Genomic DNA, 13,563 nt, shown 5'->3' with positions numbered 1-13,563 from the left:
CCAGGGGTGGGGCAGGCGCGCGGGCGCGCCTGCCCCGGCCGCCGTCAGTCGCGCTTGATCTCCGCGACGCCGTCCTGGTACGGCCCGGCGATCGCGTCGAGGACCTGCGCGGGCGACCTGGACTGGTTGATCAGGCCCTGGAAGCCGGAGACCAGCACGTCGTAGTAGCCGGGAACCGGCCAGTCGGGGTAGAAGGCCAGACCGTCCTGGGAGCTGACCGTGTTGAAGTCCTCGATCAGCTTGCGGTCCTTCGGGTCTTTGATCGTCGCCGGGTCACCGGCCACCGGCACGCCACCGTTGTTGCCGATCAACGCCTGGATCTCCGGCCGCATGGTGATGTCGATGAAGTCGTACGCCAGGCTCTTGGCCTTGCTCGTCTCCGGGACCACCCACAGGTTGCCCGAGGAGCCGGCGTGCAGGGTGTTGCCGGGGAAGAGGAAGGTGTCCCAGTCGAAGGAGATCTCACTCTTGAAGCGGCCGAACCACCAGCTGCCGGAAACGACCATCGGTGTCTTGCCGGAGATGAAGCCGGTGCCCATGTCCTCGGCCTTGAGACTGGCGGAGTCCTTGGCGATGTAGCCCTTGTCGACCCATTCGGCGAAGGCCTCGGCACCGTACTTGAGCGGGTCGGCGGTGAAGTCCACCGGGTTGGCGTAGAGCTGGTAGTTGTCGACGAAGGCCCGGTCGGCCCGGGAGAGGGCGAGCTGGTAGAAGAGCTGCCCGGCCGGGTACTCGGCGCCGGACATGCCCAGCGGCGTGACGCCCTTGGCGACGAAGGTGTCCATCGCCGCCGTCATTTCGGCAAGCGTTGTCGGCACCGCGACCCCGTGCTCGGCGAAGAGGTCCTTGTTGTAGTAGACCATCACGTACTCGCCGTAGTTGGGCACGCCGTACCAGTTGCCGGAACCCATGACGCCGTTGTCGTACCTGGCGGTGGTCTGGAGACTGGGGCTGAGCGCGGCGTCCCAGCCGCGCTCGGTCGCCTCCTCGGTGAGGTCGGTGAGCAGACCCTGGGAGGAGAGCAGCCCGGCGGTCGCGTTGCCTTTGTTGTACTCCATCACGTCCGGGCCCTCGGACGAGTTGATGATCATGCCGGCGTTCTGCTGGATCTGTTCGAACGCCTTGCGCTCGAAGCGCACCTCGACGCCCTCGTGCTCTTCCTTGAAGATCTCGATCGCCCGGTCCCAGGCGATGCCCATGGCGCTGTTGGCGCTCTCGTAGTGCCAGAGCTTGAGAACGTTGGCCTCGCTGTCGCCACCGTCGTCGCCGCACGCCGCCAGGCTGGTCGCCGCGAGCGCCGCCACTGTGGCGGCCACGGCTACGCTACGGAATCGTCGCATTGCTAGTCTCCCTGGTGAGTATCGAGCCGGTACTCCTTCAAGCCCGTCGTCGCGTGGCAGCGCGACGGCGGGCTGCTTCGGTACTCGGGGACGACCGGTCGTCGGCCGCCTCCGGGTCGGTGGTGCTGGCAGCCGGCGTACGTGGCGGGCCGCTGGAACCGCGGATCTCCAGCACGCACGGCAGCAGTTCCTGGTGGATCTCCCCGTCGCCGCTTTCCACGTGCCGCAGCAGCGTCTGCACCGCGATGCGGCCCAGCGCCGAGCCGGGCGACGTCATCGCGGTCAACGCGGGCGTGGCCAGCTCGGCGACCTGCGGTGAGGTGACCATCGAGACGACGGACACGTCGTCGGGCACCCCCAGCCCTCGGGCGGCCAGCTCGCCGAGCAGCCCGAAGACGGCGCTCTCGTTCATCGCCAGCACGGCGGTGAGGTCGGGGGCCTGGCCCAGCGCCGAGGACAGCGCCGCCCGACCGCTGGCGGCGCTGTCCTCGGCGGGGATCATCAGCGGTGTCAGGCCGTGCTCGGTCATCGCGGCGGTGAACGAGTCGCGGGTGCGCAGCGCCGGGCCGTAACCCTCGGCGATGGTGTCGGCCGAGTGGTTGACGTAAACGATGCGTCGGTGACCGAGGCCGACCAGGTGGTCGACCGCCGCGCGGACGGTGCGGTCGAAGTCGATGTCGACGTACGACAGGGCGCTCGGATCCTCGGTGCGCCCGATCAGTACCGTCGGCACGCCCGCCTCGCGCAGCACGTCCACCCGGGGGTCGTGTAGCTGGACCTCCATCAGCAGCGCACCGTCGAGGATGCGCTGGCTGGCCAGCCGGCGCAGCTCGTCGAGGTCCCCGACGCCGATCGGGGAGAGCACCAGGTGGTAGCCGGCGGCCACGGCGGCGGCGGTCGCGCCGGTGACGAAGGCGGTCTCGGTGGCGCCGATGCCGCGCTCGTCCATCGGCAGCAGCAGCCCGAGGATCCGGCTGCGCCGGCTGGCCAGCCCGCGGGCCAGGGCGTTGGGCTGGTAGTCCAGCTCGGCCATGGCGGCGAGGACCTTGTCCCGGGTGGCCTGGGAGATCGGCCGGGCGCCGGTGAGCACGTACGACACGGTGCTGACCGACACCTGGGCGCGACGTGCGACGTCCTGCATGGTGGCCATCCGGCACCTCCTCGTGATACACCCGGCGCTGTCGAAGCGCTTCGACTAGGCGGTTCGACAGAAGGTAGGTCAGGTGTTACGACCACGTCAATAGGCAGTGACGAACTGAGGTCGGACCCCGCTCGATCAGCGTGCGGGCAGGTCGAACAGGTCCGTGGCGGCCTGCCAGCAGACCATCCGCAGCCAGTCGTCGCCCAGGTCGAGCCCGGCCAGGCCGGTCAACTGGTCGGCATAGGGGTAGGGAATGTTGGGGAAGTCACTGCCCAGCAGCACCTTCCCGGCCAGTCCCAGCTCGCGCAGGCGCGGCAACTCCTCGGCCGGGAAGGGCACGAGCTGGTCGAGGAACGGGGTGAAAGCCATCGTGGTGTCCAGCCGTACCCGCTGGTGCCGCTCGGCGAGATCCAGGAAGGCGGGATAGTCGGGAGCGCCCAGGTGGGCGACGATCGCGGCCAGCCGCGGATGTCGGGCGAGCAGCGCGGCGAACGGCTCCGGCCCGGTGTGCTCGGTGCCCACCGGCGCGTGCCCGGCATGCACGACCACCGGCACGCCGGCCTCACTGAGCAGGTCCCACACCTGCGCCAACGCCGGGTCCGTGGGTGCGAAGCCACCGACCTGGAAGTGCACCTTGAACACCCGGACGCCGGCGTCGATCGCCTCGGCGACATAGCGGGGCGCGGTCGGCTCGGGGAAGAAGGTGGCGGACGGTAGGCATCCGGGGGTGTCTCGGGCGAAGTCCAGCGTCCACTGGTTGAGCTGCTCGGCCATGCCGGGCCGGTGGGCGTACGCGAGCGCGCTGAACGTCCGTACCCCCAGCCGGCGGAGGTGGGCGACGCGTTCGGCGTCGCTCCACCGGTACCGGATCGGCCACTCCAGCCCCACCAGCGGGCCAGCTGAGTCGAAGTACTCCCACACCCGGCGGCGTAGCCTCGGCGGCAGGAAGTGCACGTGCACGTCGACCAGACCGGGCAGGCCGAGCTGCTGCCAGAACCGTGGCACCGCCTCGTCGGCGGCCACGATCGCCGGGTCGACGGCCTCCACACTCACAGGTCGAGGTTGAACTTCTGTAGCACCGAGGGAGCGACCAGCCCGACCGTGGCCAGCACCGACACGATGGTCAGTGCGGTGCGGACCACGACGATCTCGGTCTTGCCGCCGGCCCGCAGCGCGATCTTGTCGGGCAGGCTGATCGGTGTCCACATCCGGCGTTTGATCGGAATCGGCCAGAGGATCGGTACGCCGGCTCTGGTGATCATGTCTCCGATGATATGCACGAAACTGCCCACGCCGACGGCCAGCCCGATCATCGGATAGCCCCGGTCGCCGGGCAGGTTCGCCGCGGTGAACGTGGCCGCGCCGGCCGAGACCAGGGTGACGATGACCCAGCCCGCGCGCTCGGCCCACTCGTCGAACAGGCCGCGCAGGGCGAGGCCGATCATGAAGAACAGGATGCCGATGACCGCCCACTTGCCGTACCGCGCGCACAGCGTCGTGGTGCCCCAACCCACCAGCACCGTGAACGGGATGGTGTGGGTCAGCGTCCGGTGACCATTGCTGCGTTTGGGATCGCGGCTGAGCTTGGTGGCGTAGTAGACGCCCAGCGAGATCTTCTCCACCACCTCGGCGACGAACAGCGAGAAGACGCCGAACGTGCGGGCCACGGTCGCGCCACCCTGATTGCGGGTGACCTTGCCGGACAGATCGAGATCAGGCAGCAGTGCCCCACCGGCGCAGACGGCGGTGCCGACGGCCAACGCCAACGGCGACTGCTCGTAGTCGTAGAAGTGCTGTAGCGCCCAGGACCCGCTCAGCCATACCGCCGCGCCAGACAGCGCGTGCGACGGTCCCATCATCTCGGCTCGCCCTCCCCAGGGATCTTGAGCGCCAAAACTACGCCACTGTAGTTCGCGGTGACGCCGCAGGGGGACCATCCGCCACGTCCACTTCGGACAGTGTCCGGAGTCGGTCGGCGAACCGGGCCGACCACCAGGGAGTATGGCAGCGCGTGATGGTCGACCGGCCCGATCTGTCGGCCATGGGACGGCGGAGCCGCCCGAGGCGCGCGCGTGGCGCGCTGCACGCCAAGCGGGCCGCCTCAAGCGTCGAGGGCCGGCTGACCGGTCCCCGGGACGCCCCGTACGGCCTGCCGTGCTCTAGCTAGCGGCCGGGCCGGAAGCCGAGCCGGACGGTGTCCAGTTGGCTCGCCGCAGCCGTCCAGTCCTGTTCGTGCGTGATCCAGCCCAATGTCCAGGAGCGGCCCCGTGCCGGACCGTCCGGCACGATCTGCGTGGCGCGCAGCCGGTCACCGTGCGGTGTCAGCCAACTGAACTCCCACTCGATCGCGTCGCCGACCCGACCGAGCCGAAACTCCTGGTAGCCCGGCAGGGTGCCGCCGGCCAGCTCTCGATCCCGCACCGCCCGCAGTCGGTCCGTCGGCTCGGTGGTGGCGTCCGCGCTGTCCGCCACGGTCAACGCGCGACCGGTGGCCGGATCCTGGAAGCAGGCCACGTCGTCCTCGCGCGAGTGCCGCCAGTCGGCCGGCAACGCCACCCGGAAGCCGTCGGCGTCGGCATGCCACACCCACCCGGTGGGCGGCCGGAATCCGTCGCCGGGCCGCGGTGGGGCGGAGCGTAGCAAGGCGCCGTCCACCCACGGCCGTACGCAGGGCAGCGGGGGAGGGACGACGCCACCCGGCGGCGGTCCCGGCGGGCGTCGCCCGTCGCGCGGGAACGGGCCGCCGGGCCCCGGCGCGCCCACGTCGTACGACTGTGAGCTCTGCGTCACCGGACCGGGTTGGTCCGTGCCGGTGCCGACCACCGTGAGCGCGGTGCCGATCCCAGCCGCCATGGCGACCAGCACCGCGACCGCTGCCAGTGCCCAGGGCCGGGCCACCGCTCCCCGCTGCCCGGCCTCCGGTGTCGCCTTCGAGCCGCCGGCGGGCGGGGTGGGCGGCGACGACCCGCCGGCCCGGCCAGGGCCGTCCCCGCCGGCCCTGGTCCGGTCGTGCCCGCTGGTCTGATCTGCATCCTGCCTGCTGGTCTGGTCCGGGTCGGGTCCGATCGATGGCCGGATCGCCTCGTCGACTGTCGGGTACCGGGTGGGTTCGGGGCGGGGCGGGGCGGAGGTCATCGGCGGGACGGCTGCGGCACCGAGGGACGCGGCGGTGTCGGCGGGAGACGAGCCGACAGTGGGCAGAGGAGCGGTGTCCCTACCCGACCGGTCGGGCTCGTCGGTCGGCTCGGGCCCGGCTGCGGCCAGCAGCCGGCGGCGCGTCTCGGCGTGATCGGTGCGGTGCGCGGGGTCGCGGCGCAGCAGTCCGGCCAGCACCGCCGACAGCGGACCGGCGTGCGGCGCCGGGTCCGGCGGTGCGGCGGCCAGCGCGCTCAGCGTCGCCATGGCGTTGCTGCGGGCGTACGGGGCGCGGCCCTCGACGGCGGCGTGCAGCGTGGCGCCGAGCGACCACAGGTCGGCGCGTTCGCTGGACACCCCTTCGGCGGCCCGTTCCGGCGCGACGTACTGCGGTGAGCCCAGGATGGTGCCGGTCCCGGTCATCGTCTGATCGCCACCGTCGAACACCGCCAACCCGAAGTCGGTGAGCAGCACCCGACCGTCGTCGGCGACGAGGACGTTCGCCGGCTTGACGTCGCGGTGCAGCACCCCGGCCTCGTGCGCCGCCCGCAACGCGTCCAGCAGCGACAGACCGATCCGAGCGGCCCGCTGCGGCGACAGCGGCCCGTCGGCGTCGAGGAGGTCCTGGAGGGTGCGCGACGGCACGTACTCCATCACGATCCATGGCACGTCGGCCTCGGAGACCACGTCGTAGACCCGGACCACGTTGGGATGGTTGAGCCGCGCCGCGGTACGCGCCTCGCGCAGCGTGCGAGCCCGCGACTGGTCGAGCTCGTCACCACCGAGCCAGTCCGGCAGCACCACCTGCTTGATCGCCACCTCGCGGTGCAGCAACTCGTCCTCGGCCCGCCAGACCGTCCCCATCCCGCCGCGTCCGACCAGATCGAGCAGCCGGTACCGGCCGGCGATCACCGCTCGCAACATCTCTCCCATCCGCCGCGGTCCGGCGTACACCCCGAGGGTCTGTGTCGAAGTCCCCGGTCGAACCGGGCACCTCGACACAGACCCTAGCCAGCGGATCGGGATTCACCTATCCGGCAGGTCCACTCAGGAGGCGGCTCCGCCCACCGCGAGGAGGTTGCCGTCCGGGATGGCGATCGTCTGCCGGCGCGCGGGCAACTCGGCGGTGACGCGCCGGGGCTGCGGCGCGACATGGTCGCGGCGGGCCGCGGCGTACGTGTCGGCGGTGCGGGCGGCGATGGTGGCCCAGCCGTACCGTCGGCCGACCATGCTGCGTGCCTGCCGAGCGACCCGCCGGGCGAAGACCTCGTCGCCGAGGAGCTGCCCCACGGCACCGGCCAGCGCCGACGGGTCGCTGTGCGGAAAGGTGACGCCGGTGACGCCCGGTTCGACGATCTCGGCGAGCCCACCGGTACGGGCCACGGCCAGCGGCGCCCCGGCTGCGGCGGCCTCCAGCGCCACCATGCCGAAGGGTTCGTAGAGGCTGGGCACCACTGTCGCGTCGGTGGCGCCGAGCACCGCCGGCAACTGGGTGTTGTCGAGGAATCCGGTGAAGCGGACGGTGCCGCCGAGCCCGAGCTGACGGGTCCGGTCCTCCAACTCGCCCCGGTAGGGGCCGTCCCCGGCGATCAGCACCCGCAGCCCGGGGTGCCGCGCGCGGAGCTTCGGCACCGCGTCGACCAGGTGTTGCACGCCCTTCTCGTAGACCAGCCGGCCGGCGTACCCGACCAGCGGGCCGTCCCCGGCGAAGCGGGCGCGGGCCGAGGCGACCGCGCGGGGGCGGGCCCGCCAGGCCCGGTCATCGACGCCGTTGGGCACCACGTCGACACGCTGTCCGGCGGTGCCGAACAGGGTGGTGACCTGCTCACGCATGTAGCCGGAGCAGGCGATGACCCGGTTCGAGGCGTTGCTGAGCCAGTGTTCGACGCCGTGGATGGTGCGGTTCATGTCTTCGGGTAGCCAGCCTTGGTGTCGGCCGGCTTCGGTGGCGTGGATGGTGGTGATGAGGGGGAGGTCGAGGTGGTCGCGCAGGGTGATGGCGGTGTGGGCGACGAGCCAGTCGTGGGCGTGGATGACGTCGTAGGTGTCGGTGGCGGCGGCGCGTAGGGCGGCGCGGGTGAGGGTGTGGTTGAAGGCCATGGTCCAGGCCAGCAGGGAGTTGGTGGCCAGGGGGAAGGTGACCGGGTCCTCGGCGGCGCGGACGACGCGGACGCCGTCGACGTATTCCTCCAGGGGTGCGCCGTCGGTGTGGCGGGTGACGACGGTGACCTGGTGACCGGCGGCGGCCAGCGCCACCGACAGGGCGTGCACATGTCGGCCGAGACCGCCGACGAGAACGGGTGGGTACTCCCACGACAGCATCAGCACCCGCTGCGAGCGTGCGGGGTTGATGTCGATCACGTCGGCGTTCGGTGACATACGCGCCCCCTTTGAGTTGTCTCCGCGCACCCCTGGGAAGCCCCCTGACGGGTGGCGTTCGCGTTGCGGCCGGATCGGGACCAATCCTGGTCGTAGCTGGATAACCAGCGGAGACGTAACCGTTGCGGGGGTGTAAAGCGCTACCGGCGGACGCGCAGCAGCTCCGCGACCGACCATGCTTGGAAGGGACACCCGGTGGCGGTGTGCGGGGCCGTACCGTCGGCGGTCTCGCTGACCGAGCCGAGGCCGTACTCGCTGAGATGTGCCTCCAGGCCGGTGAACAGGTCGTCGACCGGCAGACCGGCCCGCCGGACGGCGTCGGCGTACGGGCCGATCAGCCACGGCCAGACCGTGCCCTGGTGGTACGCGGTGTCCCGCTCGGCCGGCCCGCCCCGGTGCCGGCCCAGGTAGCCGGGACAGTCTGGGGACAGGCTGCGCGGGCCAAGCGGGGTGAGCAGTCCCGCGCCGAGATGACCCAGCGCCTCGGCCTGCGGCGCCATCGGCGCGAACGGCAACGACCAGGCCAGCAGCTGGTTGGGGCGTAGCAGGTCGTCGTCGTGGTGGGCCGCGCCACCGAGCGGGTACGCCGGCGCGGGCGCATCGACCACGTCGTGCAACCAGCCGGCCGGGGTGGGGAACCGTTCCTGAAACGTCTTGACGGCCCGCTCGTGCAGCCGGTGCAGCCCGTCGGCGTCCTGCCCGGCCAGCTCGGCCAGCTCGGCGACCCCGGCAACCCCGTTGACCCACAGGGCGTTGACCTCGACCGGCTTGCCGTGTCGCGGGGTGACCGGCACCCCGTAGACCCGGGCGTCCATCCAGGTCAGAGCGGCGCCGGGGGCACCGCAGCTGAGCAGCCCGTCGGTAGGGTCGACGCCGATGCCGTACCGGGTGCCGGCCACGTGCGCGTCGACCACCGCCCGCAGCGCCGGCAGCAGGTCGTCGCCGAGGTCGGTGTCGCCGGTGACGGTGACGTGCCGACTGACCGCGTGCAGAAACCACAACGTGCCGTCGACCGTGTTGTACTCGACCCGCCCGGTGTCGGCGGTGTTGGCCAGCATGCCCTCCGACAGCGTCGCCGCGTACGAGCGCAGCAGCTCACGACCCAGGTCGGCCCGTCCGGTACGCAGGAAGAGCCCCTCGTAGGAGATCATCGTGTCCCGCGACCAGGCGCCGAACCACGGATAGCCGGCCACCACGTCCGGCCCGGTGGCGGTCCGCACGACGAATGCGTCGGCGGCGAGCACCAGGGTCGCCTCGACCGCGTCGGCTGGCCGGGCCGCCGCGACGACCTGCCGGTTGCGGTGCCGCGCCGCCGCCACCACCTGCGGCCCCGGGGGCGGTTCCTGCTCCAGGTCCGTTGCCCAGGCCAGCACCGAGAGCGTGTCGCCGGGCCGGTGCAGGGTGTCGCGGAACTGGCCCGCGTACCACAGGTCTTCCTCCGGGTGCAGGCCCCGCGCCGCCTCCTCGCGGTGGTATACACCTCGCCACCAGTGGCCCTGCGGCTCCCAACCGGGCCCGGACAGCCGGTACGCCCCCTCGATCACCGCGCCGCCGTCGACCGGGTCCATCCGCAGCGGCGGTCCGTCGCCGCGTCGCTCACCGTGCGCGTCCCGCCAGGTGCAGGCGGCGGCCAGCTCCAGCTGGACCGGACCACCGCTGACCAGCCGGTGTACCACCGCCACGCAGGACCGACCGGGCAGCATGGCCAGTTCCCGCTCGATCACCACGTCGCCGACGCGCCACCGCCAGCGCGGCAGCCCGTCGGTCAGGTCGAAGCGCTCCAGCAGCTCGAAGCCGCGCGGGTCGACGTCGCCGGAGACCCACTCGTGGGCGCCGAGGCGTACCCGGGCGCCGGAGGGCAGCAGCACCGCCGGATCGAGGCTTACCAGTCCCACCTTCCGGGAAGCCGGAGTTTCACCCGGAATCACCAGCAGCCCCTGGTAGCGACGGGTACGCAAGCCAGCGACCGTGCCCATGGCGTACCCGCCGAGGCCGTCGGGGACCAGCCACTCGCGGCCAGCGGCGCTGGTCAGCTCGCCGCAGACCTGCGAACCGTAGCTAATCTCGATCAACTTTCCTCCACGGCGGCGAGGTGTAACACGACACGACGACAATGGCCGCTGTGGTGAAGTACCCCGGCGGCGTCGAAGATGTTCAGGTGATCACTGACGGTTCGCCCTCCGCCCCCGACGTCGAGCGGATCCGGCTCGCCCAGGCCGATGCCGGGGAGCAGGACTGGCGCGCATGGGGTCCTTATCTGTCGGAGAGGGCGTGGGGGACGGTACGGGAGGACTACAGCGAGCACGGCACCGCCTGGGACTATTTTCCCCACGACCATGCGCGGTCCCGAGCCTACCGGTGGTCCGAGGACGGCATGGCGGGCGTGTGCGACGACCGGCAGACGTTCTGTTTCGCTCTCGCGCTGTGGAACGGACGCGATCCGATCATCAAGGAGCGGATGTTCGGCCTCGGCGGCGACGGCGGCAACCATGGCGAGGACGCCAAGGAGTACTGGTGGTACGAGGACTCCACCCCCACCCACTCCTGGATGCGGTGGCGCTACCACTATCCGCAGGCCGCCTTCCCGTACGACGAACTGGTCGCGGTCAACGGCCTGCGGGGCCGGGACGACACCGAGTACGAGCTGGTCGACACCGGCATCTTCGACGACGACAGGTACTGGGCGGTGACCGTCGACTACGCCAAGGCCGGCCCGACCGACATGTGCATCGTGGTGACCGTGGCCAACCGGGGCGAGGAAGCCGACCGGCTGCACGTGCTGCCGCACCTGTGGTTCCGCAACACCTGGGCGTGGGGACTGCCCGGCGGTGACCGGGTGCCCCGGATCGTCGGGTCCGGGCGGCGACTCGTCGGCGAGCACTGGGTGCTCGGCCAGATCGTGCTCGAAGGCGACGGCGACCCGACGCCGTTGCTCTGCGACAACGACACCAACGCCGAACGACTGTGGGGGCTGGCGAGTCGTACCCCGTACCCGAAGGACGGCATCAACGACCATGTGGTCGACGGTGCGGCGACGGTCAACCCGCAGTTGGCGGGCACCAAGGGGGCGCTGCACTACGTGCTGGACGTGCCGCCTGGCGAGCAACGGCGGATCCGGCTACGGCTGACCCGCACGGCCCCGCCGCCCGGCGGCGGCGAGCCACCGCCGGCCGACCTGGGCGACGGCTTCGACGCGGTGGTGTGGGCCCGTCGCGCCGAGGCCAACCGGTTCTTCGACGCGGTCATCCCGGCCAAGGCCAGCGCCGACGAGGCGCTGATCGCGCGGCAGGCCATCGCCGGGCTGATGTGGGGCAAGCAGTTCTACCACTTCGACGTCAAACGGTGGTTGGAGGGCGACCCCGGCTCGAACCCGCCGGCCGGTCGCCGGTACGGGCGCAACAACCACTGGTGGCACATGACCAGCTTCGACGTGATCTCCATGCCGGATCCGTGGGAGTACCCGTGGTACGCCGCCTGGGACCTGGCCTTCCACTGCGTGAGCATCGCCCGGGTCGATCCCGGCTTCGCCAAGGAGCAACTACTGCTCCTGCTGCGTGAGTGGTACCTGCACCCCAACGGGCAGATCCCGGCGTACGAGTGGGCCTTCGGCGACGTCAACCCGCCGGTGCACGCCTGGGCGGCGTTGAAGGTGTTCGAGATCGACGGCAGCCGGGACCACGACTTCCTGGCCCGGATGATGCACAAGCTGCTGATGAACTTCACCTGGTGGGTCAACCGCAAGGACACCGGCGGCAACAACGTCTTCGAGGGCGGGTTCCTCGGGCTGGACAACGTCGGCCCGTTCGACCGCTCGGCCGCGCTGCCGGTGGCCGGGGTGCTGGAGCAGTCCGACGGCACCGGCTGGATGGCGATGTACGCGCTCAACCTGCTGGACATCGCCATCGTGCTGGCCGAGCACGACCGCACCTGGGTGGACACCGCGACGAAGTTCTTCGAACACTTCGCCTACATCGCGGCGGCCGCGTACGACCAGGGGCTGTGGGACGACGAGGACGCGTTCTTCTACGACGTGCTGCGGCTGGCCGACGGCACGAAGGTGCCGTTGAAGGTGCGTTCGGTGGTGGGCCTGTTGCCGCTGGCCGCGGTGACCCGACTGACCGCGCGGACCCTGCACCGGCTGCCCGAACTGGGTGCCCGGCTGCGCTGGTTCCTGACCAACCGGCCCGAGTACGCCTCGGTGGTCGGCGCGCGGCGGCTCGGCCCGGACGGGCGGCAGCAACGACTGCTGTCCATGTGCGGCCCGGAGCAGGTGGTGCGGCTGCTCGCCCGGATGCTGGACACCGACGAGTTCCTCTCCGAGTACGGGCTGCGTACGCTCTCCCGCGCCCACCTGGACAAGCCGTTCGCGGTGACCCTGGGCGGGCAGGAGTTCTGCGTCGGCTACGAGCCCGCCGAGTCGACGAGCGGCCTGTTCGGCGGCAACTCCAACTGGCGCGGCCCGATCTGGATGCCGACCAACTTCCTGCTGATCAGCGCGTTGCGGGACTACGCCGCGTTCTTCGGCGACGACCTTCAGGTGGAGTATCCGACCCGTTCCGGGGTGAAGAAGACCCTCGACGAGATCGCCGACGACCTGTCGGCCCGGCTGATCGCGCTGTTCACCCGCGACGGGTGGGGCCGCCGGCCGATCTACGGCGCGGCGCAGTTGTTCCAGACCCACCCGGACTGGCGTGACCTGATCGCGTTCCCGGAGTACTTCCACGGTGACAATGGTGCCGGCCTGGGGGCCTGGCACCAGACGGGCTGGACCGCCCTGGTCGCCGATCTCATCCTCACCCTGCGCCGCTGACGGGGCAGACCTGCGTTCAGTCGCCAATCCGTCGTGACCGGGTGACCCTGCGTTACGCGGGCTAGCATCGGCGGCGTGTCCGGAGCAGACGAACCAGGCACCGGGCGGGACGGCGACGCTATCGTCACCACCGCCTGGCAGCTGGCCGAGGCCGAGGGCCTGGCCGCGATGACCACCCGCCGGCTCGCCGAACGCGCCGACGTCGACCTCGGTGCCCTCTACCAGCGCTTCGCCGATCGGGACGCGGTGGTGGCCGCCGTCGCGGTGCGGGGCTTCGCCGACCTGGCCGCCGCACTGGCCGGGGCACGTATGTCTGTCGATCGCCCGGCGGAGGTCTGGCCGGCGGTGATGGCGGCCTACCTGGACTTCGCGTACGCCAATCCCGAGGTCTACGACGCGATGTTCGCCCACACGCCGGAGCTGACCCTCGGTGCGGAGCAGGTTCCCGAGACGGTCGCGGCCACCTTCGGTGAACTGCGCACCGCGCTCACGCTGTTGGCCGCCGGCCGCGACGCCGACATCCTCGCCGAGCTGGGCTGGAGTCTGCTGCATGGCATGGTGATGCTCACCCGGGGCGGCCGACTACGCCCCGAGACCCAGGACCACCGCGAACACCTCCTCAGCCAGAACCTCTTCACGCCCCGCCCCTCGTCTCGGTGATCAAGAAGTTTGCGTTTCGCGCGGCGTGGACGACGAAAACTTCTTGATCAGCGGGATCGGTGCGTGGGGCGTGGGTGGGTGGTTGCGGGGGGTGGGGT

General features: G+C 71.2%; 9 protein-coding genes. 2 read left to right on the top strand and 7 right to left on the bottom strand.

The annotated features are described in order from the left end of the window. Nucleotides 1-44: 44 nt before the first annotated feature. The 7 genes from O7601_RS25870 to O7601_RS25840 form a co-directional block, all read right to left on the bottom strand. Nucleotides 45-1,340, bottom strand: coding sequence for an extracellular solute-binding protein (locus O7601_RS25870; RefSeq protein ID WP_281563681.1), 1,296 nt, complete (start codon nt 1,338-1,340; stop codon nt 45-47). A gap of 37 nt (nt 1,341-1,377) precedes the next feature. Next, entirely contained in the window at nt 1,378-2,490 is a 1,113-nt protein-coding gene (locus tag O7601_RS25865; protein WP_281563680.1) for a LacI family DNA-binding transcriptional regulator, read from the bottom strand. Nucleotides 2,491-2,616: 126 nt separating this feature from the next. Beyond that, nucleotides 2,617-3,507, bottom strand: a complete 891-nt coding sequence (locus O7601_RS25860) for an amidohydrolase family protein (protein WP_281567037.1) — start codon at nt 3,505-3,507, stop codon at nt 2,617-2,619. A gap of 23 nt (nt 3,508-3,530) precedes the next feature. Then, nucleotides 3,531-4,340 carry a metal-dependent hydrolase gene (locus O7601_RS25855; RefSeq protein ID WP_281563679.1) on the bottom strand — a complete coding sequence of 270 codons (810 nt, stop codon included), beginning with the start codon at nt 4,338-4,340 and terminating at the stop codon, nt 3,531-3,533. 304 nt (nt 4,341-4,644) lie between these two features. Continuing rightward, nucleotides 4,645-6,540, bottom strand: a complete 1,896-nt coding sequence (locus tag O7601_RS25850; RefSeq protein WP_281563678.1) for a serine/threonine-protein kinase — start codon at nt 6,538-6,540, stop codon at nt 4,645-4,647. Nucleotides 6,541-6,663: 123 nt separating this feature from the next. Then, entirely contained in the window at nt 6,664-7,995 is a 1,332-nt protein-coding gene (locus O7601_RS25845; protein ID WP_281563677.1) for a glycosyltransferase family 4 protein, read from the bottom strand. Between the two features lie 140 nt (nt 7,996-8,135). After that, nucleotides 8,136-10,067 (bottom strand): amylo-alpha-1,6-glucosidase, encoded by a 1,932-nt coding sequence (locus O7601_RS25840; protein WP_281563676.1) that lies wholly within the window; start codon nt 10,065-10,067, stop codon nt 8,136-8,138. A 41-nt stretch (nt 10,068-10,108) separates the two neighbouring features. Between O7601_RS25840 and O7601_RS25835 the strand changes: the two genes are divergently transcribed. Both O7601_RS25835 and O7601_RS25830 read left to right on the top strand, forming a co-directional pair. Beyond that, nucleotides 10,109-12,805, top strand: coding sequence for a glucosidase (locus tag O7601_RS25835; protein WP_281563675.1), 2,697 nt, complete (start codon nt 10,109-10,111; stop codon nt 12,803-12,805). A 75-nt stretch (nt 12,806-12,880) separates the two neighbouring features. Continuing rightward, complete coding sequence (locus tag O7601_RS25830) at nt 12,881-13,465, top strand: TetR/AcrR family transcriptional regulator (protein WP_281563674.1); 585 nt, start codon at nt 12,881-12,883, stop codon at nt 13,463-13,465. The last annotated feature ends 98 nt before the right edge of the window (nt 13,466-13,563 follow it).

This window comes from Verrucosispora sp. WMMD573, from assembly GCF_027497175.1.
Classification (GTDB): Bacteria; Actinomycetota; Actinomycetes; order Mycobacteriales; family Micromonosporaceae; genus Micromonospora.
This window is presented reverse-complemented; position numbering and strand designations above follow the sequence as displayed.